General features: G+C 74.1%; 26 protein-coding genes and 1 pseudogene. 14 read left to right on the top strand and 13 right to left on the bottom strand.

Going from position 1 to position 22686, the window contains the following annotated elements; translation table 11 throughout:
- Positions 1 to 31: 31 nt before the first annotated feature.
- Positions 32 to 433: a hypothetical protein gene (locus tag CKY47_RS25025; protein WP_306748556.1), complete on the bottom strand. Its 402-nt coding sequence runs from the start codon at positions 431 to 433 to the stop codon at positions 32 to 34.
- A 277-nt stretch (positions 434 to 710) separates the two neighbouring features.
- Here CKY47_RS25025 and CKY47_RS25020 point away from each other — a divergent pair.
- From CKY47_RS25020 to CKY47_RS25005, 4 genes and pseudogenes are all read left to right on the top strand, one after another.
- Positions 711 to 989 (top strand): annotated as a pseudogene (locus tag CKY47_RS25020) (FtsX-like permease family protein); the annotation flags it as partial.
- 82 nt (positions 990 to 1071) lie between these two features.
- Positions 1072 to 1752: an ABC transporter ATP-binding protein gene (locus CKY47_RS25015; RefSeq protein WP_306748555.1), complete on the top strand. Its 681-nt coding sequence runs from the start codon at positions 1072 to 1074 to the stop codon at positions 1750 to 1752.
- Positions 1752 to 2366 carry a TetR/AcrR family transcriptional regulator gene (locus CKY47_RS25010; RefSeq protein ID WP_306748694.1) on the top strand — a complete coding sequence of 205 codons (615 nt, stop codon included), beginning with the start codon at positions 1752 to 1754 and terminating at the stop codon, positions 2364 to 2366. Before CKY47_RS25015 ends, CKY47_RS25010 begins: the two co-directional genes overlap by 1 nt.
- Positions 2367 to 2407: 41 nt before the next feature.
- The gene (locus CKY47_RS25005) at positions 2408 to 3184 is read left to right on the top strand and encodes a hypothetical protein (protein WP_306748554.1); all 777 of its coding nucleotides are present in this window, start codon (positions 2408 to 2410) and stop codon (positions 3182 to 3184) included.
- Here CKY47_RS25005 and CKY47_RS25000 read toward each other — a convergent pair.
- The 3 genes from CKY47_RS25000 to CKY47_RS24990 form a co-directional block, all read right to left on the bottom strand.
- Positions 3181 to 3621 carry an Imm1 family immunity protein gene (locus CKY47_RS25000; RefSeq protein ID WP_306748553.1) on the bottom strand — a complete coding sequence of 147 codons (441 nt, stop codon included), beginning with the start codon at positions 3619 to 3621 and terminating at the stop codon, positions 3181 to 3183. The two genes, CKY47_RS25005 and CKY47_RS25000, sit on opposite strands and share 4 nt — an antisense overlap.
- A gap of 236 nt (positions 3622 to 3857) precedes the next feature.
- Positions 3858 to 4046 carry a DUF397 domain-containing protein gene (locus CKY47_RS24995; RefSeq protein WP_306748552.1) on the bottom strand — a complete coding sequence of 63 codons (189 nt, stop codon included), beginning with the start codon at positions 4044 to 4046 and terminating at the stop codon, positions 3858 to 3860.
- Positions 4028 to 4858, bottom strand: coding sequence for a helix-turn-helix domain-containing protein (locus tag CKY47_RS24990; RefSeq protein ID WP_306748550.1), 831 nt, complete (start codon positions 4856 to 4858; stop codon positions 4028 to 4030). Before CKY47_RS24990 ends, CKY47_RS24995 begins: the two co-directional genes overlap by 19 nt.
- A gap of 127 nt (positions 4859 to 4985) precedes the next feature.
- On the opposite strand from CKY47_RS24990, the gene CKY47_RS24985 reads away from it, so the two are divergent.
- Positions 4986 to 5276 (top strand): hypothetical protein, encoded by a 291-nt coding sequence (locus tag CKY47_RS24985; RefSeq protein ID WP_306748549.1) that lies wholly within the window; start codon positions 4986 to 4988, stop codon positions 5274 to 5276.
- Here the strand turns inward: CKY47_RS24985 and CKY47_RS24980 are convergent.
- The 4 genes from CKY47_RS24980 to CKY47_RS24965 are packed head-to-tail and all read right to left on the bottom strand — an operon-like array spanning position 5252 to position 10246.
- Positions 5252 to 6337, bottom strand: coding sequence for a glycosyltransferase family 4 protein (locus CKY47_RS24980; RefSeq protein WP_306748548.1), 1086 nt, complete (start codon positions 6335 to 6337; stop codon positions 5252 to 5254). The genes CKY47_RS24985 and CKY47_RS24980 overlap by 25 nt on opposite strands.
- Entirely contained in the window at positions 6330 to 8840 is a 2511-nt protein-coding gene (locus tag CKY47_RS24975) for a glycosyltransferase (protein ID WP_306748547.1), read from the bottom strand. Before CKY47_RS24975 ends, CKY47_RS24980 begins: the two co-directional genes overlap by 8 nt.
- 29 nt (positions 8841 to 8869) lie before the next feature.
- Positions 8870 to 9277 (bottom strand): CU044_2847 family protein, encoded by a 408-nt coding sequence (locus tag CKY47_RS24970; protein WP_306748546.1) that lies wholly within the window; start codon positions 9275 to 9277, stop codon positions 8870 to 8872.
- 48 nt (positions 9278 to 9325) lie between these two features.
- Positions 9326 to 10246 (bottom strand): glycosyltransferase family 2 protein, encoded by a 921-nt coding sequence (locus CKY47_RS24965; RefSeq protein ID WP_306748543.1) that lies wholly within the window; start codon positions 10244 to 10246, stop codon positions 9326 to 9328.
- A gap of 20 nt (positions 10247 to 10266) precedes the next feature.
- Between CKY47_RS24965 and CKY47_RS24960 the strand changes: the two genes are divergently transcribed.
- The 6 genes from CKY47_RS24960 (at position 10267) to CKY47_RS24935 (ending at position 15802) form a co-directional block, all read left to right on the top strand.
- Positions 10267 to 11301, top strand: a complete 1035-nt coding sequence (locus CKY47_RS24960; protein WP_306748541.1) for a glycosyltransferase family 4 protein — start codon at positions 10267 to 10269, stop codon at positions 11299 to 11301.
- A 79-nt stretch (positions 11302 to 11380) separates the two neighbouring features.
- The gene (locus CKY47_RS24955) at positions 11381 to 12505 is read left to right on the top strand and encodes a glycosyltransferase family 4 protein (RefSeq protein WP_306748693.1); all 1125 of its coding nucleotides are present in this window, start codon (positions 11381 to 11383) and stop codon (positions 12503 to 12505) included.
- A gap of 66 nt (positions 12506 to 12571) precedes the next feature.
- Positions 12572 to 13015, top strand: a complete 444-nt coding sequence (locus tag CKY47_RS24950; RefSeq protein WP_306748540.1) for a DUF4396 domain-containing protein — start codon at positions 12572 to 12574, stop codon at positions 13013 to 13015.
- A gap of 10 nt (positions 13016 to 13025) precedes the next feature.
- A complete protein-coding gene (locus tag CKY47_RS24945) occupies positions 13026 to 13877 on the top strand; it encodes a glycosyltransferase family 2 protein (RefSeq protein ID WP_306748539.1) in 852 nt (283 codons plus the stop codon).
- 9 nt (positions 13878 to 13886) lie between these two features.
- On the top strand, positions 13887 to 14747 hold the full coding sequence (locus CKY47_RS24940; RefSeq protein WP_306748537.1) for an NACHT N-terminal helical domain 7-containing protein: 861 nt from the start codon (positions 13887 to 13889) through the stop codon (positions 14745 to 14747).
- A complete protein-coding gene (locus CKY47_RS24935; RefSeq protein WP_306748536.1) occupies positions 14723 to 15802 on the top strand; it encodes a hypothetical protein in 1080 nt (359 codons plus the stop codon). Before CKY47_RS24940 ends, CKY47_RS24935 begins: the two co-directional genes overlap by 25 nt.
- A 15-nt stretch (positions 15803 to 15817) precedes the next feature.
- Here the strand turns inward: CKY47_RS24935 and CKY47_RS24930 are convergent, their stop codons facing one another.
- A complete protein-coding gene (locus CKY47_RS24930; RefSeq protein WP_306748535.1) occupies positions 15818 to 16213 on the bottom strand; it encodes a hypothetical protein in 396 nt (131 codons plus the stop codon).
- A gap of 156 nt (positions 16214 to 16369) precedes the next feature.
- Between CKY47_RS24930 and manB the strand changes: the two genes are divergently transcribed.
- Positions 16370 to 17446, top strand: a complete 1077-nt coding sequence (manB, locus tag CKY47_RS24925) for a mannose-1-phosphate guanylyltransferase (RefSeq protein WP_306748534.1) — start codon at positions 16370 to 16372, stop codon at positions 17444 to 17446.
- Positions 17447 to 18370: a DNA-3-methyladenine glycosylase family protein gene (locus tag CKY47_RS24920; protein WP_306748533.1), complete on the top strand. Its 924-nt coding sequence runs from the start codon at positions 17447 to 17449 to the stop codon at positions 18368 to 18370.
- Between the two features lie 25 nt (positions 18371 to 18395).
- Here the strand turns inward: CKY47_RS24920 and CKY47_RS24915 are convergent, their stop codons facing one another.
- From CKY47_RS24915 to CKY47_RS24900, 4 genes are read right to left on the bottom strand one after another with little or no spacing between them, the layout of a single operon-like run.
- Entirely contained in the window at positions 18396 to 18938 is a 543-nt protein-coding gene (locus tag CKY47_RS24915; protein WP_306748691.1) for an NUDIX hydrolase, read from the bottom strand.
- A 2-nt stretch (positions 18939 to 18940) separates the two neighbouring features.
- On the bottom strand, positions 18941 to 20269 hold the full coding sequence (locus tag CKY47_RS24910; RefSeq protein ID WP_306748690.1) for a coenzyme F420-0:L-glutamate ligase: 1329 nt from the start codon (positions 20267 to 20269) through the stop codon (positions 18941 to 18943).
- Positions 20262 to 21227 carry a 2-phospho-L-lactate transferase gene (cofD, locus tag CKY47_RS24905; protein ID WP_306748532.1) on the bottom strand — a complete coding sequence of 322 codons (966 nt, stop codon included), beginning with the start codon at positions 21225 to 21227 and terminating at the stop codon, positions 20262 to 20264. The genes CKY47_RS24910 and cofD overlap by 8 nt, the downstream gene beginning before the upstream one ends.
- Positions 21228 to 21252: 25 nt before the next feature.
- A complete protein-coding gene (locus tag CKY47_RS24900) occupies positions 21253 to 22005 on the bottom strand; it encodes a site-2 protease family protein (RefSeq protein ID WP_306748531.1) in 753 nt (250 codons plus the stop codon).
- 340 nt (positions 22006 to 22345) lie between these two features.
- On the opposite strand from CKY47_RS24900, the gene CKY47_RS24895 reads away from it, so the two are divergent.
- Complete coding sequence (locus CKY47_RS24895; RefSeq protein WP_179118482.1) at positions 22346 to 22582, top strand: WhiB family transcriptional regulator; 237 nt, start codon at positions 22346 to 22348, stop codon at positions 22580 to 22582.
- Positions 22583 to 22686 lie beyond the last annotated feature (104 nt).

The following is a 22686-nucleotide window of genomic DNA, read 5'->3' as shown; positions in this document are numbered from 1 at the left end:
GGCGCACCCGTCACATGCCGACAGCTTGTCGTTAAGGTTGTCGACATGATGTCGGCACGTTGTGGGTGGTGTCGCCCGTGTTCCTGACGATGCGCGAAGTGGTCTTCGCGCGGAGCCGGTTCGCGCTGATGGGCTCGGTCGTCGCGTTGACGGCGATCCTCATGGTGTTGCTGTCCGGCCTGTCGGAGGGGTTGGTGAACGACGGTGTTTCCGGGCTGAAGAAGCTGCCGGTCACCTCGTTCGAGCGCGGCGTGGCGACCGACGCCGCGTTCTCGCGCAGCGTCGTGGACGTCGACGCCGTGGACGAGTGGGCGGGCCGCCCCGGCGTCGGGCGAGCGGCTGGGCTCGAACCCGGCGAGGTCGTGGTGAGCGCGACGGCGGTGGACGCGGGCGTGCGGCTCGGCGACGTCGTCACGCTCGACCGCATCGGCACCGGGCTGACGGTCGTGGGCGTGCTGGACGGCCAGCACACCTTCGGCCACGTCGACATCGGATACGTGCCGCTGCGCACGTGGCAGGAGGTCCGGCTGGGGATCGGACCGGGCGACCAGGCGCCCGCCGGCACCTACGACGAGGTCACGGCGGTGGCGGTGCGGTCCGGCGGGACGGACCTCGGCGCGGCCGACGCCGCAGCCGGGACGACGTCGCTGACGCTGGGCGAGCCCTTCGGCGCGTCACCCGGCTACACCGCGGAGACGTCGACCCTCCGGATGATCCAGGTCTTCCTCTACGCCATCTCCGCGCTGGTGGTAGGTGCCTTCTTCACGGTGCTGACCATCCACCGCAAACCGGAGATCGCCGTGCTGCGCGCGATGGGCGCGAGCACCTGGTACGTGCTGCGCGACAGCCTGGCCCAGTCCCTGGTGCTGCTGCTGGTCTCCACGGGCCTCGGGGTCGGCCTCGGGGTCGCGGCGGGCGCCGCCCTCGCCACGACGCCGATGCCGTTCGCGCCGAGCCCCGGCCCGGTCGCCCTCGCGTCGCTGCTGCCGATCGCCCTCGGCATGGTCGGCGCGTGCGTCGCGGTGCTGCGCATCACCAAGGTCGACCCCTCACCGCCCTCGGAGGCAACCGATGAGCACCGGACTGCTCCTGCAAGAGGTCACCCTCCGCTACGGCGACGGGGAGGAGGTCACCTCCGCGCTGGACGACGTGACCCTGCACGTCGGGCAGGGCGAGATCATCGCCGTGGTGGGCCCCTCGGGCGCCGGCAAGTCGAGCCTGCTCGCGGTGGCGGGAGGTCTCACCGTCCCCGACTCCGGCCGGGTGCTCGTCGGCGGGACCGACCTCGCCGGGCGCGAGCGGGACCGGGCGCGCGTCCGGCGCGAGCGGATCGGCTACGTGTTCCAGAGCAACAACCTCATCCCGGCCCTGACCGCGGCCGACCAGGTCCGGCTGCCGCTGACGTTCGGCAGGGTGCCGAACCCGCGCGACCCGCGGGAACTGCTCGCCGAGGTGGGCATGGGGCACAAGGCGGACCGCAGGCCGCACCAGCTCTCCGGCGGCGAGCGGCAGCGCGTCGGCATCGCCCGCGCGCTCGTCACCCGCCCCAGCGTCCTGCTGGTCGACGAGCCGACCGCCGCGCTGGACCGCCGGCGCGGCGACGAGGTGCTCGAACTGCTGGTCGGCGACACCCGCGCCCACGGGGTGGCTACAGTCGTGGTCACGCACGACCACGACGTGCTGCGCCACTGCGACCGGGTGTTCGAGATGGTCGACGGCAGGTTGACGGCGGGGGAGCGCACCGCGGTGTAGTGGACGGCGTCACCGACCAGGAGGAGAACGTGCCCCGCATCCAGGCGCCCACCGTCGCAGAGCACCGCGCGCGGCAGCGGCGGGCCATCCTGGACGCGGCGCGCGCGTTGCTCGCCGAGACGGGCGCGGCGCCGTCGCTGGCGGACGCGGCGGCGCGCGTCGGTCTCGCGAGGTCCAGCATCTACCAGTACTTCCCCTCGGCGGACGACCTGCTGGAGGCCGTGGTCTCGGACGTCTTCCCGACGTGGGCCTCCCGGGTGCTCGACCACGTCGCGGCGGCGGCCGGCCCGGCGGACCGCGTGTGGGCGTACGTGGAGGCCAACGTCGAGCTGTTCGCGGGCCCGGACCAGGCCGTCGCACGGGCCCTGCGGACCGTGGTGGACCCCGCGGTGCTGCGCGAGCACAGCGCGCAACTGCACGCCCGCCTCCAGGAGCCGCTCGTCGACTCCCTGCGCCTGCTCGGCGAGCCCGAGCCCGAGCGGATGGCCGAACTGGTCAACGCGGCCGTGCTCCGCGCGTCGCAGGACATCGACGGGGGCGGCCGGGCACCCGCGCTGGCACTCCTGGACCGGCTGCTCCGCCCGTACCTGGACGCGTACCGCGCGAACCCGTGAGCCTCCCCGCGCGCCGACCTCGGGCGCGGTTCGATGGCGGCGTGGAGACCGTGACGCTCGCCGAACGCCCCGACCTCGCCGACGCGGTGTTCGCCATCCCCTACCCACCGGGCACGGCGCGGTTCACGGAGGGCGTGCTCGCGGCGTCGCCGGTGACGCGCAAGCGCTTGGCGGCCCGGTGGCCGCACCTGGTCGTGGCGCTGGTGGACGGCGGTGTGGTGGACGGCGGTGCGCCGGTCGCGCGGGGCGTGCTGGTGCCGTACTCGGGGGCCGGCCGGCCCGAGCTGCCCGACGGCGGGTGGGACCAGGTGGCGGTGTGGGCGGCGTGCGACGCGCTGGACGGCGTCGCGGCCGACCGCGCCTGCGCGCTGGAGATCGCCGTGCACCCCGACCACCTGGGGCGCGGGTTGTCGGCGCACGTGCTCGCCGGGATGCGCCGAGCGGTCGCGGCGGCCGGGTTCGACTCGTTCGCGGTGCCCCTCCGGCCGCCGGACAAGGCCGCCGAACCCGACGTGCCGATGGACGTGTACGCGGCGCGCACGCGGGAGGACGGGCTGCCCGCCGACCGGTGGCTGCGCACGCACGTGCGGGCCGGCGGGGTGGTCGAGGGCGTCGCGCGGTGCTCGTCGACCGTGGTGGCGCCGTTGGCGGTGTGGCGCGGCTGGACCGGCCTGCCGTTCGACCGGGACGGCGACGTGCACGTGCCCGGTGGCCTCGCCCCGGTGCGCGTGTCGGTGGCGCGGGACGTCGCCGTCTACGTGGAGGCGAACGTCTGGCTGCGGCACCGGGCCGGCCGCGGCCCGGACCGGGGCGCCTAAGCCTCCTGCCACTCCACGCCGGACGGGCGCGTGGCCGTGTCCAGGAAGTCCTTCAGGGCGGTCGCCAGGACCTCCACCGGCACGCCCGTGCCCGCCGGGTAGTCCACGTACTCCGAGCGGAACTCGGGGGAGCCCGCCTCGCCCCGCAACACCGCGTAGTCGTGCTCCGGGTCCGCGTACGTCAGGTAGCCGAACCCGCCGTGCACCGCCGCCGCCACGTCGTGGTCCGGGATCTTCATCGTGCCCGGCGCGCCCAGCAGGCCCTCGGTGTCGGTGATCAGGTCGCGGTCGAGGTGCTCGATCACGGCGGGACCCGCGCCGGGTTCGGCCAGGCGGGACAGCAGGGTGTCGACGTCCTCCGGGGCGCTGACGGTCAGTTCGTCGGCGGCGTCGGGGTCGCCCGGGACGGAGATCGGCCACACAGCCGTGAAGCTCATGGCCGGCATCATCGCAGCGGACGCGGTGCGTGATCACGCGGGGGCCGGGTTGCGCCGTTGGGGTGTTACCTCCCCACCCCACTGGTTTTGCGTTCAACCAGTGCGGGATTCTTGCCCGCATGCCCGAGTCCTCGACAGGTGTGACCGCGCGTCGCGACGAGAGCGAGCGCCAGCGGTTCCTGCGTCGCGTGTGCGCCGTGACCGGTTCGCGGCAGGTGTCGTGGAGCGTCCTCAGGTCACCCGACCGCCCGGTCCGCCCCTCGTAGGAACGCGGACCAGGAGCGCAGGGGGACTTCGAGCGTCCCGGCGGCCGGGTTCTTGCTGTCCCGCAAGCGGACTGCGTCGCGCACGCGGGCGGCCTCGACGCAATTGGAGTTTCCGCCGCTGTGGCTGGACTTCCGCCAGGTCAGATCCGCTGCTCCCATGAGCCGTGGCCCTCCTCGGTGTACTTGCGCAGCAACGCGAGCGAGTCCTGCGGGTTCAAAGCTGCGCCGCACAGGTGCCGGAACGCCGGCCTATACCGCTCGACATCACTTTCCTCCTCCAAGAAGAGGGTGCCGCTGAGGTGGTCGATCGCGACCGTGCCGTAGCCGTCGTCGAAGCGGAAGCAGTCGAAGGGCACGCCCATCGCGATGTGCTCGCCGGTCCGGACCGGGATCACCTGGAACTGCACGTTGGGCAGGGACACCAGTCCAGGTAGCCGGGTGAGTTGGGCCACGTGCGCCTCCCGGCCGCCCACCGGGCGCAGGGGGGCGTCCTCGGTGACCACTGCCCAGACGTCCAGTTCACCGCGCAGGACCCGGTCCTGGCGCTTGACGCGGAGTTCGACCCGCTGGTCGAGGACTTCACCGGTGATGCCGGGGTTCGCGGCCCGGATGACCGAGCGGCAGTAGTCCTCGGTCTGGAGGAGACCGGGAATCAGGTCGATCTCGAAGTTCGACACGCTCACCGCGTCGGTCTCGAGTTCGACGAAGTCGATGTTCTCCGGGTTCGCCGACTCGTCGTAGACCTGGTACCAGCCGGGGCTCTTGGCCGTACGGGCGAGGATGACCATGCTCTCGACGGTTGCGCGGCCCGCGCCGTACAGCTCGCACAGCGCCCGGACTTCGTCGGGCTTCGCGCCGAGTTGGCAGGCTTCGAGCTCGGTGATCTTGGGCTGCTTGCAGCCGAGGTGGGCCGCCGCGTCCTCCAGACCCAGGCCGGATTTCAGGCGGAGTCGACGGAGCCTGCGTGCCAATCTGCGCTGCTTGGGAGTCATCTTCCCTCGATCGGGTGGAACTTGGAATCTAGTTCCATTAATGCTTGTACTGGTGCCGCGTGAGGAGCAGTGGTCTGGAATCTGATCCCTCCATCGAGGAGCGAGGATGGCTGACGGAACGCCTCGGGTGCTGGACGACACGCCGCTGCGCGCGTGGGTGGACCACGGGACCGCGACGGTCCACCTCGCCGTCGGCCCGCCGCCGGACGAGGTGCTGGTGGACCTCAGCCTGGTCGGCGCGTCACGGCTGGCCGACGCGCTCCAGCGCGAGGTGGCGGTGCTCGAACCGACCGGCTGCGACTGCGACGAGTGCCTGGACACGGGCACGCTGTGGACGCCGATGGCCAGGGGCGCGGCCTCGACGGCCTCGTGTCACTGCCCGGCGGCGCGCCGGTAGGCCCCCAGCGTCGCCGACGCCGTGCGGCGCCACGTGAACTCGGCCGCGTGCGCGCGCCGGGCCGCCGCCTCGGCCGCCGTCGAGGGCGTGCCGGCGGCGTCCTCCAGGGCCTGCGCCAGCGCCTCGACGTCACCGATCGGCACGTGCACCGCGTGCCCGTCGGCCACCTCGCGCAGCGCCGGGACGTCCGTGCACACCACGGGCACGTCGCACGCCAACGCCTCCAGCACGGGCAGCCCGAAGCCCTCGTCGCGCGACGGCAGCACGAGCGCCGCCGCGCCGGCCACGACGCTGCGCAGGTCGACGTCGTTGAGGTACCCCGTGCGCAGCACCCGGTCGTCCGCCGACCGCGCCCCCGGCCCGGCCAGCACCAGCGGCGGCAGCGAGGGCCGCGACGAGTGCGCGGCCATCAACGTGCCCAACCCCTTGCGCGGACCACCGGCCCCGACGAACAGCAGGTACTCCGACGGCAGACCGAGCCGCGCGCGCAGCGCGGACGACGGCGGCCGGGCCGCGAACCACGCCGGGTCGACGCCGAGCGGCGTCACGACGATCTTCGACGCGGGCACGCCCAGGCGCTCCTCCACCACCGACGCGACCGCCCGCGTGGGCGTGCACACCACGTCGGCGCGGGCCGCGGAGCGCCGCACCAGCTCCGGCAGCCGCCGGTCGGACGGGGGCAGGTCGCCCGGCGAGTCCAGGAACGCCAGGTCGTGCACGGTGACCACGCCGCCGGCGCGGATCGTGGGCGGCAGCACGAAGTTCGTGCCGTGCATGACGTCGGTCGGCCCGGCCAGGAACTCCACCGGCGGGAACGGCGCGCGCAGCCAGAACTGCCGCAGCAGCCGCGCGGACACGGGCAGGCCGCGCGCCAGCACGTCGTGCGGCAGCACGGTCCGCAGCGCCCGCCAGCCGCGCAGGGTGAACGCCACCGCCCGCACGTCGACCTCGTCCAGCATCGACGCCAGCTCCTCGGCCAGCGCCGCCGTGTAGCGGCCGATGCCGGTCCGGTGCCCGAGCAGGGGGGTGCCGTCGATCAGCACCTTCAGCGGCCTAGCCACGGCGCAGCTTCTTCAGCACGCGCCCGGAGGCGCGGCGGGCGACCTCGCGCGGACCGCCGGCGGTCAGGTACTCGCGCACCAGCTGCACGTCCCGCTGCACCTTGTCCAGCTTGCCCAGCGGCCGGTTGCGGACCATCGGCGACGCGCCGGGCAGCCGGTCGGCGGCCGGCCGCGGGTTGCGGCAGAACTCCACCAGCGGCGCCAGCACGTTGTCCCAGGTGAACCGCTCCCGCACGACGGCGATCCGCTCGGTGCACGCCGCCGCGAACGCCTCGTCGTAGAGCACCCGCTCCAGCGCGTCGGCGAGCGCGTCCGGGTCCTCGGACCGCACGACCACGCCCAGCCCCTCGCGGCGCACCAGGTCGGCGAACGAGTCGCCGTCCGTGGTGACGATCGGCAACCCCGCCCACAGGTAGTCCAGCACCCGGGTGCGGAAGGCGAACGTCGTCTCGACGTGCTCGAAGTGCGTGGTCACGCCCGCGTCCGCGTCGAGCAGCCAGTTCTGCCGGTCCTGGTAGGGGACCCAGGTCTCGTTGAAGAACACGTGCGAGCCGGTCAGTTCCAACCGGGCGGCCAGCGCCCGCGTCCGCACGCCGATGTCCATGTCCGGCACCTCGGGGTTCGGGTGCTTCATGCCGAGGAACACCAGCCGCACGTCCGCCCGCCGCGCCCGCAGCCGGTCGACCGCCGTGACCAGCGTCAGCGGGTCGAACCAGCTGTAGACGCCGCCCGCCCACAGCACGACCTTGTCCGAGTCGGCCAGGTCCAGCGAGGCGCGCAGCCCAGGCCCGGTGCGCTGCGGCGGTTTGCCGGACAGGCCGAACGGGACCTCGGCGAGCAGCGAGCGCGTGGTCGGGTCGTTGTCGTACAGCGACGGCGTGAGGCGACCGATCGCGGTCAGGTGGCCGAGCCAGAAGTGCCGCTGCCGCTCGGAGGCGCACAGGAAGAAGTCGCCGCGCCGCATCTGGTTGTCGATGACCCGGGTGACGCCGACCAGGTCCAGCTCGCGCTGCTCGTCGGTCGTGTCCTTGCCCTGTTCGAGCAGCTCCAGGTGCATCGGGTCGTAGACGTCGCAGACGACGATCTTGGTGCTGCCGGGCTCCTTGAGGAAGCCCAGGTTCTCCAGCACGTGGCCCTGGAGCACGACCACGTCGGCCCACTCGGCGTGCTCGACCAGCTCGTGCCGCACGGCGCGGGCCACCGGGAACGGGGCCTCGGGCGGGTCGCACCGCGCGTTGGTCGTGACCAGCCGCACCTCGTGCTCGCCGGCCAGCACGTCGGCCATGTTCCACGCCCGGATCGCCGGGCCCGCCATCCGGTCGGAGAGCGCGTCCCCGGTGATCACCAGCACGCGCCGGGGCCGGCCGAAGACCTCCTCCAGCCCGAACACCTCGACCAGCACGTCGTGCGCGGCCAGGTAGCGGGGCAGCGGGTAGGCGGGCTCCATCGCCTTGCGCATCAGCGGCAGCAGGTCGGCGTCGGTCAGCCGGCGCGCGGCCTGCTCGGCCTTCCGCGACTCGGCCAGCGACGGCAGCAGCTCCACGAACTGGTCGATCGCGAGGAACCCGGCCAGCGCCTGCCGCGGCACGGGCACGGGCGCGCGGTCGTCCTCGGGGTCGGCGGGGCGGCGGGTGATCTCCAGCTGGGTGGCGTCCAGCTCGCCGCGCGCGGTGGCCCGGCGCACCACCAGGGCCAGCGCGGCCGGCAGCGCCTTCGCCAGGGTCTCGTCGGAGAAGTTCTTGTAGAGCGCGGCGAGGGCGTTGCGCTCCAGCAGGTACAGCTCGCGGCTGCTGTCGATCCGCGACATCGACGCGTGGTGCCGGTGGAAGGTCAGGGACTTCGGCTCGTAGCGGACGCGCCAGCCGCGCAGGTTCATCCGCCAGCCGAGGTCCACGTCCTCGTAGAACATGAAGAAGCGCTCGTCGAAGCCGCCCAGCTCGCGGAACACCGACGTGCGGACCACCAGCGCCGAGCCGGTGCCGAACAGCACGTCGCGGGGCGTGTCGTGGGTGCCGTCGTCGGGCTCCCCGGCGTGCCGCTTGTAGCCCATGCCGAACCAGGTGAGGCCGCCGTCGACGAAGTCCACGTCCCGGCCCTCCCAGTCGAGGACCTTCGACGCGACCGCGCCCACGGCGGGTTCGGCGCGCAGCACCCGCACCGCCTCGCGCAGCCAGGCCCGGTGCGGGCGGGCGTCGTTGTTGAGGAACGCGACGACCGAGCCGCGGGCGTGCTCGACACCGAGGTTGCAGCCGCCCGCGAAGCCGAGGTTGGCGGGCGCCTCGACGACCTCCGCGGCGGGCGCGGCGGCCCTGACGCGCGCCGCGCCGCCGTCACCCGAGGCGTTGTCGACCACGACGACCTGGAGCTTGTCGGCCGGGTAGTCGAGTTCCCCGAACAGCGCTCGCAGGCAGGTCGTGGTGTCGTCGGCGCCGCGGTAGTTCACCACGACGACGGTCACATCAGGCAGGCTGCTCCCTCGCTCCACGCGCCAACTCTGCCTCATCACGCTCCGCGGCGTGCGGTCGCGGTGGCCTACACCCCACCGGTCGGGTCGGCGCCGACCGGGTCGGTCCCCGGCGCCTCCTTCGGCCTCGACTCGCCGTCCTCGGCCGGCGGCGCGGCGTCGAGGCCGTCGCGGTGCCACTCGACGGTGATCTTGATGTGCGCCTCGGCGGACGAGCGGGCGATCCCGAACGCGCCGGTCACCCCCGCCTTGAGGCCGATCTCGACGGCCACCTTGTCGGGGCGCGGCGACGGCATGTCGCCGATCTTCCGGGCCACCGAGCGGGCGACCTGCCGGGCCCGCTCGACCCCCTGCTCCAGGGTCTCCTCGACCCGGTCCCAGCGCCGTCCGGCCCGCACCGGGCCGTCGTACTCCTCGTCCAGCTCGAACGGCACCAGCTCGCCGTCCTCCGTGCGCACCTCGACGTACTCGGTCACTTCGCTCCTCGTCAGCCGGTTCCGGCAGGTCCCGCCGCCCGGGTGCCCCTACCGGCCCGCCCACTCCCGCCAGACCGCGCTCCGGGGCACCGTCGCGCGCCGGCCGATCCGGACCCGGTCCACCAGCGCGGCGGGCAGCCGGGCCAGCACCTCCGCCAGCACTCGGACGCGCAGGGGCACGCGGAAGTTCTCCGCATCCGGGCGGTCCCGGCGCAGCGGCAGCAGGGCGGTGATCGCGGCGAAGCGGGCCAGTTCCCGCAGCGCGACGGCGAGCGGGGCGCAGCGCAGCAGCATCAGCAGCCGGTTGCGCTCGTTCCAGCGGTGGAACGGGCGGGAGCCGGGGTTGGTGCTCGCCCCGTGCCGGTGCCGGACCCGTGCCGGGCCGACGGACAGCACGCGGTGGCCGTCCAGCCGAAGCCGCCACGCCGTGTCGGTGTCCTCGTAGTAGCAGAAGAACCCCGCCGGGACGCCGCCCGCGCGCGCCAGGGCGGCCGTGCGCAGCAGCGCCGCGCCACCGCAGAAGCCGAACACCTCGCGGCCCGCGAGCACCAGGTCCACGCCGTGCCCGTCGGCGGTCAACCGGACGCCGACCGACTGCGTGGAGCCGTCCGCGAGCACCATCGACGAGGTCGCGGCGGCGGCGTCCGGGGTCGCGTCCAGGGCGTCCTCCAGGGCGGCCAGCCAGCCGTCGTCGGGCACCGCGTCGTCGTTGAGCCAGGCCACGTACCCGGTGGTCACGTCCGGCAGCACGGCCGCCAGGCCGCCCGCGTAGCCGAGGTTGCGGGGCAGCCGGACGTGCTCGGGCGCGCTGGGGTGGGCCGCGACCAGGTCGGCGGTGCCGTCGTCGGAGGCGTTGTCCACCACGACCGTCCGGTGCGGGCGCTGGCGGGCGAGGGCGTCGAGGCACGCGGTGATGTGCCCGCGACCGCGCCACGTCACCACGACCACCGTCGTGCTGGGGGTCGACACGGCGTGAGACGGTACGCGACGTGCCGAACCTGGTGGTGCTGACCGAGCAGTTGCTGGCCCCGGTCCCCGGTGGGACCGGCCGGTACACCCGCGAGCTGGCCGCGGCCCTGGCGGCGACCGCGCCGCCCGGTTGGACCGTCACCGGCGCCGTGAGCAGGCAGGCCGACGTGTCGGCGGCCGTCGTGCCCGGGGTCGCGGGTCCGCGGGTGCTGCCGCTGCCCCGGCGCGCGCTGATCGCCGCGTGGGAGCGCGGCGTCCCCTACTGGCCCGGCGGCGACTCGGTGCACGCGTTCACGCCGTTCGCGCCGCCGCGCGGGCGGGTCGTGGTGACCGTGCACGACACCGTGCCGTGGACGCACCCGTCGACGCTGACCCCGCGCGGCGTGGCCTGGCACCGGCGCGCCATCGGGCGGGCGGTGGCGCGGGCCGGCGCGGTCGTCGTGCCGACCGCGGCCGTCGCCGGGGAGCTGCGCCGGTACGCGCCGGGGCCCGCGCCCGTGCACGTCGTCGGCAACGGCGTCACGCGGTTCGCCGACGAGGAGGCGGTGCCGGTCCCGCCGCGGTACGTGCTGGCGATCGGCACGATCGAGCCGCGCAAGGGGTTCGACCTGCTCGTGGCCGCGACGGCCGGGTTGGGCGTGCCGCTGGTCGTCGTCGGGCCGCAGGGCTGGGGCGGGGTGGACCTGCGCGCGCCGCACGTCCGGCTGCTCGGGCGGCTCACCGACCCGCAGCTCGCGTTCGTCCTGCGCCGGGCGGCCGTGCTGGCCGCGCCGAGCCTCGCCGAGGGCTTCGGCCTGCCGGTCGTGGAGGCCATGGCGGCCGGGGTGCCCGTGGTCCACTCGGACGCGCCCGCGCTGGTCGAGGTGGCCGGCGGCGCGGGCGTCGAGGTGGCGCGCGGCGACCTGGCCGCCCTGACCGCCGGACTGCGCCCGGTGCTGTTCGACACAGCGCTGGCGGAGCGGTTGAGCGCCGCCGGCCGGACCCGCGCCGAGGCGTTCACCTGGGAGAACACCGCCCGCGCGGTGTGGGGTGTGCACCTGGGACTGTTTCGTTGACGAATCGTTTGCGCCATTTCCGGACACCCCGCCGTTCGTCCGCCGTACCCTTCACCGCGTGTCACCCGCCGAACCCAGCGTGCTGATCGACGCCACCGCCGTGCCGGCCGACCGGGGTGGCGTCGGGCGGTACGTGGACTCCCTGGTGAACGCCCTGGACGCCGACGGCGCGCGGCTCAGCGTGGTCTGCCAACCGCGCGACGCCGCGCTCTACGCGTCCCTGGCGCCCCGGTCGCGCGTCGTGGCCGCCGCCGACGCGGTCGCCACCCGCACGGCCCGCCTGAGCTGGGAGCAGACCACGCTGCCGCGGATCGCCGCCCGGCTCGGCGTGGACGTCGTGCACTCGCCGCACTACACGCTGCCCCTGGCCAACCGCACCGCGTCGGTCGTGACGCTGCACGACGCGACGTTCTTCACCGACGCCGTGCTGCACTCGTCGGTCAAGGCCAGGTTCTTCCGCGCCTGGACGAGGGCCGCGCTGCGCCGCGCCTCGCTGTGCGTGGTGCCGTCCCGCGCCACCGCCGACGAGCTGGCCCGCGTCGCCGGCGCCGACCGGCGTGCCCTGCACGTCGCCCAGCACGGCGTGGAGACCGACCGGTTCCACCCGCCGACGGCCGCCGAGGTGGCGGAGGTGCGGCGGATGCTGTCGCTGGGGGACACCCCGTACGTGGCGTTCCTCGGCGCGCTGGAACCGCGCAAGAACGTGCCCGCGCTGATCCGCGGCTTCGCGCAGGCGTGCCGGGACCGCGCCCGCCCACCCGCCCTGGTGCTCGCCGGGCAGCCCGGCTGGGACAGCCAGGTGGAGCGGGCGCTGGACGCCGTGCCGCACCGCATCCGCGTCATCCGGGCCGGTTACCTGCCGTTCTCGTCGCTGGCCGGGTTCCTGGGCGGCGCGGAGCTGGTGGCCTACCCGTCGCTGGGCGAGGGCTTCGGGCTGCCGGTGCTGGAGGCCATGGCCAGTGGCGCGTGCGTGCTGACCACGCGCCGGCTGAGCCTGCCCGAGGTGGGCGGGGACGCCGTCGCGTACTGCGGGGTGGGCGCCGGCGACATCGCCGCCGCGCTCGGCGAGCTGCTGGACGACCGGGCCCGCCGGGACGCCCTGGGCACCGCGGCCCTCGTGCGGGCGAAGGACTTCGCCTGGTCCACGTCGGCCGCCCGCCACCGCCTGGCCTACGAGCGCGCGGCCCGCGTCCACCGCCGCTGACCACCCCCGTCCCGACCCCGGTCCCCCCTTGCCTCCTTCATACCCCCTGGGGGTATATTGGGCGGTATGAAGGCATCCTGGTCAACGGCGGTCTCCGCCACGCTGCACTGCCTCACCGGCTGCGCGATCGGCGAGGTGCTCGGCATGGTCGTCGGCACCGCGCTCGGCCTGCCGAACTGGGGCACGGTGGTGCTCGCGGTCGCGCTGGCGTTCTTCTTCGGCTACGCGCTCACCGTGCGGGGCGTGCTGCGCACCGGGCTCGCGTTCGGCGCGGCCCTGAAGGTGGCGCTGGCCGCGGACACCGTGTCGATCGCGGTCATGGAGGTCGTCGACAACGCGATCATGGTCGTCGTGCCCGGCGCGATGGAGTCCGGTCTGGCGAGCCTGCTGTTCTGGGGCGCGCTGGCGTTCTCGCTCGCGGTCGCGTTCGTGCTGACCGTGCCCGTCAACCGGTGGCTGATCTCGCGGGGCAAGGGGCACGCCGTCGTGCACCACGCGCACCACCACTAGGGTGGCCGGCGTGACGCGCTACGGAGACGGCCTGGCGGTGGTGACCGTCACCTACTCGCCCGGTGACACCCTGGACACGTTCCTGTCCACGCTGTCGTCGGCGACGACCCGACCGGTGTCGGTGGTCCTGGCCGACAACGGGTCCACCGACGGCGTCCCCGAGCGCGCGGCGGCCGAGCACGACCACGTGACGTTCCTGTCGACCGGCGGCAACCTCGGCTACGGGGCCGCGGCCAACCAGGGCGTGCGGTCACTGCCGGACTCGGTCGGCTGGGTCGCGGTCGCCAACCCCGACCTGTCGTGGGGCGTGGGCAGCCTGGACGCCCTGCTGGAGGCCGCCAAGCGCTGGCCCCGCGGCGGCGCTTTCGGCCCGCTGATCCGCGAACCGTCCGGCGACGTCTACCCCTCGGCGCGCCTCCTGCCGTCCCTCGGGCGGGGCCTGGGCCACGCCGTCTTCGGGCACCTGTGGCCGGCCAACCCCTGGTCGACGGCCTACCGGCAGGCCGCGGCGTCCCTGGAGGAGCGCACGGCCGGCTGGTTGTCCGGCTCGTGCCTGCTGCTCAGGCGCGAGGCGTTCGACTCGGTCGACGGCTTCGACCCGAGGTACTTCATGTACTTCGAGGACGTCGACCTGGGCGACCGCATCGCCCGCGCCGGCTGGCTCAACGTGTACGTGCCGGAGGCCGAGGTGGTGCACATCGGCGGCCACTCGACGAAGCGCGCCTCGTCCCGCATGCTCGCCGCCCACCACTCCAGCGCCTACCGCTACCTGTCCGACCGCCACCGGGGCCCGCTGTGGGCCCCGGTGATGCTGGCCGTGCGGGCGGGCCTGTCGTTGCGGCTGAAGGTCCTGACCCGCTAGACCTTCCGGGTGCGCAGTTCCCTCTCGTACCGGGACGCCGTGAAGCCGCTCGGCGGCGACACCGGCCTGGCGAAGCTCCTGGACCACGCCTCCGCCGCCACCGTGCTGGTGACGGGTGGCATCGACCTGCTGGACGCCCGCACCGAGGTGGTGCGCGTGGGCAGGAAGGTCCTGTCGTCGGTGCGGGAACGGGTGACCGGCCTGCACCGGGTCGACCGGACCCGATTACTCGAAGCGGCGCACGGCGTGCTCGTGGTGACCTCCTTCTTCGAGGCCCTGGACGAGGTCGGCCTGCCCGCCGGGCTCAAGCTCGACGCCGGCGAGCAGTTGGTCCTGGCCGGAGCCGATCGCGCCACCTCGAAGCGCGACCTCGTGCGCGTGTTGCTGGACACCGCCATCCCGCTGCCGAGCGCCGAGCAGCCACCGGAGGACATCAGCGTCCAGCTCTGGACCTTCCACACGCTCACGACCCACGAAGTGATCGACTTCCTCGGCGGCCTCCGAGCGTGGCGGGCCCTTCCCGAGGCCCGGCGCGACAAGTTCGACAGGACCGCTGAAGCCGAGGTGCCGGACCGGGCCCTGGCCCACTACCGGGCGCGCTACCGCGCCCTCGCCCTCGACTGCCCCGAGTTCGCGGTCTGGACGAGCGGCATCGAGCACGCGTCGACCCGCGCTGCCGTGCGCGCCGCCCTGGCGGACATGCGCGAGCTGCTGGTGTCGCTCACGGGCTCGCAGCCGCCCGACGGGCGACGGGTGGACCTGGCCCGCGGTTACCGCGCCGCACTCGGCAGGCCGATCGTGGACGGTGAGGTGCCGCCCGGGCTGGTCCTGCCGATCCTGAGGCGTTGCGAGCCCTGTTCGTCAGACTGATCGACGCAGTGCAGCAGACGGGTCCGGAGCCGGAGCACGCGCGTTACGCGCCACAAGGGCTGCCGGTCACGCGACGTATCGCTGCGTACACCGCGAACCTCGTCGTGCTCGCCGTGGTGGTGAAGGGCGCGTTCGTGGCGTCGAGCCTGGGAGGGTCGAGTGGGCAGAGGGCGTGGCAATCCCTGGCGTTCCTCTGGCGATCGCAGGTGAGCGCCGAGGAGTGGGACAGCCTGACCGAGGTGTTGGACATCAGGATTCGCCAGGCGGACAGCGCCGACGTCGAGGTCGAGTTGCGGCGGGGTGCACCGGTCTTCGACCGCGTTGACGTCGATCAACTGTTCTACGACGTGAAAGGGGAAGTCGGAGAGGGTTATTTCTTCTCCGCCCTTGACGTGGCGGAATTTCCCCGCTGGGAGCGTTTCTGTGTTTCTGATCGCGGGTACCAGGTGCTGCACCTGGTCGAACCGCTGATGGAAAACCTGGAGCCCAACCCCGAGTTGTTCATCGTTTCCGACGGCCGGGCCCGTTCAGTCTCGCACCTGTTGTTGGTAGTGCCGACCTCGCAGTCCGAGGAGCGGCGAGCAGGTGCTTTCGAAGCCTGCCTGACGCACCTGTCGAAGTCCGGCGCTGATTTCAGTCCGTGCTGGACGATCCTGTTCGACGCGCCGGCGCGCGATGACGTCGCGTCCTTGTCGATGTTGCGCCTGGTGATGGCCTATGGCGATGGGAGCGGTGCGGAAGCCGATTCCCTGATCGGGTGCGCACTGCGCTTCCTGCGATCCGGGGGCGACTGGGAGGAGGCGAGTCCGATTTTCGCCAGGTACATGTCCAGTTGCTCGCCGAAGTCCGTGGCCGAAAGTCCGGTCTGCTTGATCGAATTGGGCTTCAACCTCTCGGGTCCGCCGATCACCGGCTTCGCCAGGGACGTGCGGAGCCTTCTCGGCCGGCTGGACCTCCGGACGCTCGCCGAAGTCGACCGCGGGCTGGTGGCACGCCTGAAGCAGGCGGCGACGTCCCAGGGCCTCGCCGACGCGGTGGAGTGGCCGACCCGCTAGACCGGCCCGGTGGCCTCAGTCCCCGCTCAACCGCCGCGACATGCCGGGCGGCGGCTGACTGGGGCCGCCCGACAACCGCTGCGACAGCGACGGCCGCGACACCGGGACCTGCTGCACCGTCGGCACCGGACCGGGGGCCACGCGCAGCTCCTGCTCGGGTTCCGGCGGCGCCGCGGGCGGCGGGGGAGGGGTCGTCGGGGGAGGGGCCGGCCTGCCCGCCGCCACGTGGGCGGCCAGGACCATGGTCGAGTCGGGGTCCATGCGGGGGTCCACGGCGTCGACCATGCTGCGCGGGATCTGCTGGGTGGCCGACGAGTCCATCGGCGACGTCATGTTGTCCGGCGTCACGACGTGGATGCCGCGGGCACGTGCACGGGCGAGTGCCGCGTCGGCCCGAGCGCGGGGGTCCATCCGGATCTCTCCTGCGTGCTTTGGGCCGGCGGTGAACGCCGGCGGTGCCGGATCGGTGTGCGCTCCCCGGACCCGGACCACCGCCCGTGCCGTCGAGGTGCTCGTGCCAGAGTATTCGCAACTCAGGGTGGAAGTAAGCGGAGGAGGAAAAACGGCATGTCGGAGCTGCAAGGCGCCGAGGCAGTGGTTCTGGTCGGGGGCAAGGGAACCCGGCTGCGGCCACTGACCCTGTCCGCCCCCAAGCCCATGCTGCCGACGGCCGGGGTGCCTTTCCTCACCCACCTGCTGTCGCGCATCAGGGAGGCCGGGATCACGCACGTGGTGCTCGGCACGTCGTACAAGGCCGAGGTGTTCGAGGAGCACTTCGGCGACGGCTCGGCCCTCGGCCTGGAGCTGGAGTACGTGGTCGAGGACGTGCCGCTGGACACCGCGGGCGCGATCCGGAACGTGGCCCACAAGCTGCGCGAGCGCGACGTGATGGTGTTCAACGGCGACATCCTGTCCGGCGTGGACCTGTGCGGCGTCCTCGACACGCACCGCGGGTCCGGCGCGGACGTGACGCTGCACCTGGTCCGCGTCGAGGACCCCCGCCGGTTCGGGTGCGTGCCGACGGACGCCGACGGGCGCGTCACCGCGTTCCTGGAGAAGACCGAGAACCCGCCGACGGACCAGATCAACGCGGGTTGCTACGTGTTCAGGCGCGAGGTGGTCGAGGGCATCCCCGCGGGGCGGCCGGTGTCCGTGGAGCGCGAGACGTTCCCCGGCCTGCTGGCGGCCGGCGCGCGGGTGCAGGGGCACGTCGACGCCTCGTACTGGCTGGACCTCGGCACGCCCGCCGCGTTCGTGCGGGGCTCGGCGGACCTGGTGCGGGGGGTCGCGCCGACCGCGGCGCTGTCCGCCACCGGCGAGGCGGTGCTGCTGCCGGGCGCCGTGGTCGACGAGTCCGCCGTGGTCCGGGGCGGCGCGACGGTCGGGGCCGGGTGCACGGTCGCGGCCAGTGCCGTCGTGGACGGCGCGGTGCTGTTCGACGGCGCGGTGGTCGGCGAGGGCGCGCGCGTGGAGCGCAGCGTGCTGGGGGCGAACGCCCTGGTGCAGGCCGGCGCGGTGGTCGTGGACGCGGTGATCGGCGACGGCGCCGTGGTCGGCGCGCGGTGCGAGCTGGTCGGCGGGGTCCGGGTGTGGCCGGGGGTCGTGCTGCCCGAGGCCGGGATCAGGTTCTCCGCGGATGCCTAGGTGACGGACCTCCGGGTGGCCGGCCGGACGTGGGCGCCCCCGTTCCCGCTCGACCTCGGCGCCGTGCTGGGGCCGTTGCGGCGGGGACCGGGGGACCCCTCGTTCCGGACCGCGACGGGGAGCGGGGCGGATGCCGGGGTGTGGCTGACCGCCAACACCCCGGCCGGCCCCGGCACCCTGCGCGTCCGGCGCGGCGACGCGGTGGAGGCCGAGGCGTGGGGGCCGGGGGCCGACTGGCTGCTGGACGGCCTGCCGGCCCTGCTGGGCGCCTCCGACGACGACTCCGCGTTCGAGTGCCACCACCGGCTGGTCGCGGAGGTCCGCCGCCGGCGCCCCGGCCTCAGGCTGTCGGCCACGGGCCGCGTGTGGGACGCCCTGCTGCCCGCCGTGCTGGAGCAGAAGGTGACCGGCACCGAGGCCCACCGCTCGTACCGCGAGCTGTGCCTGCGCTTCGGCACGGCGGCGCCCGGCCCGCTGCCCGACCTGCGGGTCCCGCCGACACCGCGCGCGATCCTGTCGATCACCGACTGGGAGTGGCACCGGGCTGGCGTGGACGGCACGCGCCGCCGCGCCCTCGTCGCCGCGGCCCGGGTGGCCCACCGGCTGGAGGACGCGTGCGCGCTCGGCGGCGAGGCCGGGCGGGCGCTGCTGCGCAAGGTGCCCGGCATCGGCGCGTGGACGGCGGCCGAGGTGGCCCAGCGCGCGTGGGGCGACGCGGACGCGGTCAGCTTCGGCGACTTCCACGTGGCCGGCCTGGTCGGCTGGGCCCTGCTCGGCCGCCGCGTCGACGACGACGCCATGGCCGCCGAACTGGCCGTCTACGCGCCGCAGCGGCAGCGCGCGGTCCGCTACGTCCTCGCGGCGGGCCTCGGCAAGCCCCGCTTCGGCCCCCGCTTCAGCCCGCGCGACCACCGCGCCCTGTGACCCCGGGGTCACGGGCGACCGCGGCTCAGCGCAACCGCGCCAGGGCCGCCTCGATCATCGGGAACAGGTCGTCCACGTTCGCGGGCATCGAGTCGAGCGGCCACCACTGGAGGTCGACCGACTCGGCGCTGCGCGTCGGCCGGGCGCCGACCGGGGCGCGCACCAGGTAGCGGACGTCGAAGTGGCGCGTCGGCTTGCCCAGCGAGCACGTGATCGGGTGCACGTCGAGGTGGATCGGCGTCGGCTCGACGCGCAGGCCCCGGATGCCCGACTCCTCGGTCGCCTCGCGCAGCGCGGCGCCGGCGAGCGTCGTGTCGGTCGGCTCGCAGTGCCCGCCCAGCTGGAGCCAGCGGCCCACCCTCGGGTGCAGGGTGAGCAGGGTCGCGTCGGCCGTCGCGTTCAGCACCAGCGCCGACGCGGTGACGTGCCCCGGCTCGCACGAGCGCAGGCAGCCGTCCTCCCGCGCCGCCAGGAACCCCAGGTACGCCTGCCGCAGCGACTCCTGGGTCCGGTCGGCGGGACGCCACCCGTCCAACGTGGCCACGGCGTCCGCGTGCAGGTCCTCCACGCTCACAGCTCCACGAACCCTTCGAGGTCACGGGGCGGGCGCGGGGTCAGCGGCGTCCCGGGCACGCCGACCGCCACCGCCCCCAGCGGCTCCCACGTCGCCGGCAGGTCCAGCGCCGCGCGCACCACGTCCGGGCAGAAGATCGTCGACGACACCCAGCACGAGCCCAGGCCCTCGGCCGCCAGCGCGACCAGCAGGCCCTGCACGGCGGCGCCGCCGGCCACGGTGAACATCGTCCGCTCGGCCGACGCGCGCCGCTCGTCCGGGTAGTCGTGCGCGCCCTCGCGCACCAGGAACGGCAGCAGGATTTCCGGCGCGTCCCGCAGGAAGTCGCCGCGCGCCGTGCGGCGGGCGATCGCCTCCTCGGACAGCCCGTCGCCGCGCAGGTCGGCCACCCACCGCTCGCGCATCGCGTCCAGCAGCGCCGCGCGCCGCGTCGTCGGCCGCACGAACCGCACCGGCCGCGTGTGGTGCGGCGCGGGTGCGGTCAGGGCGGCGCCCACGGCCCGTCGAAGCGCTTCGACGTCCACCGGCTCCGCCGCGAACGAGCGCACCGACCGGCGCAGCAGCACCGCCTCCGCCCGGCCCTGCGCGACCGCCTCGGCCGTGCCCAGCCGGAACAGGTCGTCCTCGACCGGGCGGGCCAGGTCACGGGCCGACGAACCGTCGTCGACGTGCGACAGGCCGCGCACCACCGCCACCGGCACCCCGCCGAGCTTGCCCTTGACCAGGTCGGCGGCGGCGGCGACCTCGTCGGCCACCGCGACCTCGGTCACCACCAGCTCGTTGCCCTGGCCGTCGACCGAGCCGGCGTACCGGTGCAGCACGCCCAGCCCGGACGCGCCGATCGCGGCGTCCGTCTGGCCCACCCGCCACGCCCGGCCCATCGTGTCGGTCACCACGACCGCCACGGACACGCCCAGCAGCCCGCGCAGCGCCGCCCGCAGCGCGCCGGCCGACCCGTCCGGGTCCAGCGGCAGCAGCGCGATCTCGTCACCGGCCACGTTGGACGCGTCCACGCCGGACGCGGCCTGCACCACGCCCAGCCTGTTCTCCGTGATGAGGGTCCGGCCGCGCCGCGCGATCACGCGCACCGCCTCGGCCCGCACCCACTCCCGGCGCACGGCGTCGCGCTCCTCGGGGTCGGTGGGCACGGGCACCAGCCGACCTTCCACTTTGGACAGCACCTTGGAGGTGACGACGACCACGTCGCCGTCGGCCAGCCACGGCGCGGCCGACGCGAGCGCCGCCGCCAGGTCGTCACCGGGCCGGAACTCCGGCAGCCCGGTCACCGGCAGGATCGTCAGGGCGGGCGAGGCGTGGTCAGCCAACCTCGACACCGGCCAGGTCCAGGGCGGCCTTCGCCATCGCGGCGGTCGCGTCCACATCGGACATCAGCAGCGGCACCGCGCGCACCGCCACGCCCGGCACGTCGCAGCGGTCGCCGGTGTGCACGAGCCAGCCGTCCAGCACGCCCTTGTCGGTCGTCCTGCGCGAACCGTAGTGGCGGCCGACCGCCTCGGCGGAGGTCTCCACGCCGATCGCGGACAGGCACGCGTCGGCCATCCCGCGCAGCGGCTTGCCGCCGACGATCGGCGAGAGCCCCACCACGCCCGCCTCGGTCTTGCGCAGCGCGTCGCGCACCCCCGGCACGGCCAGGATCGTGCCGACGCTCACCACCGGGTTCGACGGCGCGATCAGCACCGCGTCCGCACCCGCCAGCGCGTCGACCACGCCCGGACCCGGGGTCGCGGTCTCCGCGCCCACCGAGGCGAACGACTTCGCCGGCAGCGCCGCCCGGTGCCGCACCCACCACTCCTGGAAGTGGATCGCCTTCTCCGCGCCGTCGACGTCCACGACGACGTGCGTCTCCACCCGGTCGTCGGACATCGGCAGCAGCCGCACGCCCGGCTCCCACCGGTGGCACAGCGCCTCGGTCACCGCGGACAGCGGGTACCCGGCGCGCAGCATCCGCGTCCGCACCAGGTGCGTGGCGACGTCCCGGTCGCCCAGCCCGAACCACGTCGGGTCCGCGCCGTAGGCGGCCAGCTCCTCCTTCACGGCCCACGTCTCGCCCGCCCGGCCCCAGCCGCGCTCGGCGTCGATCCCGCCACCGAGGGTGTACATGCAGGTGTCCAGGTCGGGGCAGATCCGCAACCCGTGCATCCACACGTCGTCACCCGTGTTCACCACGGCGGTGATCTCGTGCCCCGGCCCGGCCAGGAGGCGCTTGAGCCCCACCAGGAACCGAGCCCCGCCAACCCCGCCCACCAGTACGACGACCTTCACGGGACGCCATCCTCCCACCCCGCGGTCAGCGCCAGAACATGAAGGTCCGCTGGCCGCGCCCGGCGAGCCAGTCCTCGCCCCCGACCAGCCCGAACACCGCGTACGAGGCGTCGAAGAACAGCCGGGCGACGGTCGGGAAGCCGATCAGCACCGCGAACAGCACGAACGGCGCCCACTGCCGGGCCTTCGCGCCGAACTGCCGCGCCGAGTACGACATGTACGGCTCGATCGCGCCCCAGCCGTCCAGGCCCGGGATCGGGAGGATGTTCAGCACGAACGCCAGGACCTGGAGCATCGCCAGGTAGGACAGGGCGGCGGCCAGGCCCAGCGGCGGCGAGAAGAGCACCACCGACATCGCCAGCAGGAAGCCCAGCAGCAGGTTCGACAGCGGCCCGGCCAGCGACACCATCGACTCCACCCGCCTGTCGCGCAGCGCGTGGTGGTTGATCCACACCGCGCCGCCGGGCAGCGGGATGCCGCCGAACGCCAGCAGCACCAGCGGCAGCACGATGCTCAGCACCGGGTCGGTGTAGCGGCGGATGTCCAGGGTCAGGTAGCCCTTGGCCCGCACGGCGTAGTCGCCGCCCCGGTACGCCACGATCGCGTGACCGAACTCGTGCAGGCACAGCGAGACCGCCCACCCGCCCAGCACGAAGAGCACCGTGCCGCCGACCAGGGCGACCCGCGACTCGTCGAACAGGGTCAGCACGGCGCCCGCCACCGTCACCGCGAGCAGGCTGAGGAACAGTGGACTCGGACGCACCGCTGATCGCTTCACCCCACCAGTGTGGCCTCCCCGGCCCGGTGGGCGGCAGGTCGGTTCTTGGGCCATCCGCGCACGCGGTATCGCGCGCAGCGGCGCGTCAATCACCGTCTGTGCAGCCAGTCAAGGATTTTGCGGCCAACCGCGCGAATATCCCCCGTCCTGTGGACTCGGCTTGACCGGGTGTTGTGACACAGGTGTAATCACATCGGTGTCATTCGTCGTTGTGGGGACGGCGAGTGGTGTCCGCCAACCGGGGAGAGCGGAAGGCGAGGAGGCGGACCGGATGCAGGAATTCGACGGGGGTCGCATAGTGGACGGGGACGTCCCGGCACAGGAGCCGGTCGTGCTCGGCATGTTCGACGCGGCCGACGAGCAGGACTGGCAGGAGCGCGCCCTGTGCGCGCAGACGGACCCCGAGGCGTTCTTCCCCGAGAAGGGCGGCTCCACCAGGGAGGCCAAGCGGATCTGCCTCGGCTGCGAAGTGCGCTCCGAATGCCTGGAGTACGCGTTGCAGCACGACGAGCGTTTCGGCATCTGGGGCGGCCTGTCCGAGCGCGAGCGGAGGAAGCTCAAGAAGCGCGCCGTGTGAGCGCGGGTGAACCGGGTGTGTGGTCCGCGGTCCGATCCGGCCGTGTGATCGTGCCGCGTCGATCCCCCGGTCCCGTCCTGGCTTACCGTGGGCGTCCCACGGCG

The sequence above is a fragment of the Saccharothrix longispora genome, assembly GCF_030852425.1.
Lineage (GTDB): Bacteria > Actinomycetota > Actinomycetes > Mycobacteriales > Pseudonocardiaceae > Actinosynnema > Actinosynnema longispora.
The sequence above is the reverse complement of the archived record's forward strand: the minus strand, read 5'-3'. Positions and strand labels throughout refer to the sequence as shown.

What these genes read in the sequence shown, in the direction of transcription:
- CKY47_RS24985 (WP_306748549.1), top strand. Translation starts at nt 4,986, where the DNA reads ATGGCTGACGGAACGCCTCGGGTGCTGGACGACACGCCGCTGCGCGCG.
- CKY47_RS24930 (WP_306748535.1), bottom strand. Translation starts at nt 16,213, where the DNA reads ATGGACCCCCGCGCTCGGGCCGACGCGGCACTCGCCCGTGCACGTGCC.
- CKY47_RS24950 (WP_306748540.1), top strand. Translation starts at nt 12,572, where the DNA reads ATGAAGGCATCCTGGTCAACGGCGGTCTCCGCCACGCTGCACTGCCTC.
- manB (WP_306748534.1), top strand. Translation starts at nt 16,370, where the DNA reads ATGTCGGAGCTGCAAGGCGCCGAGGCAGTGGTTCTGGTCGGGGGCAAG.
- CKY47_RS25015 (WP_306748555.1), top strand. Translation starts at nt 1,072, where the DNA reads ATGAGCACCGGACTGCTCCTGCAAGAGGTCACCCTCCGCTACGGCGAC.
- CKY47_RS24975 (WP_306748547.1), bottom strand. Translation starts at nt 8,840, where the DNA reads ATGAGGCAGAGTTGGCGCGTGGAGCGAGGGAGCAGCCTGCCTGATGTG.
- CKY47_RS24895 (WP_179118482.1), top strand. Translation starts at nt 22,346, where the DNA reads ATGTTCGACGCGGCCGACGAGCAGGACTGGCAGGAGCGCGCCCTGTGC.
- CKY47_RS25000 (WP_306748553.1), bottom strand. Translation starts at nt 3,621, where the DNA reads ATGAGCTTCACGGCTGTGTGGCCGATCTCCGTCCCGGGCGACCCCGAC.
- CKY47_RS24995 (WP_306748552.1), bottom strand. Translation starts at nt 4,046, where the DNA reads ATGGGAGCAGCGGATCTGACCTGGCGGAAGTCCAGCCACAGCGGCGGA.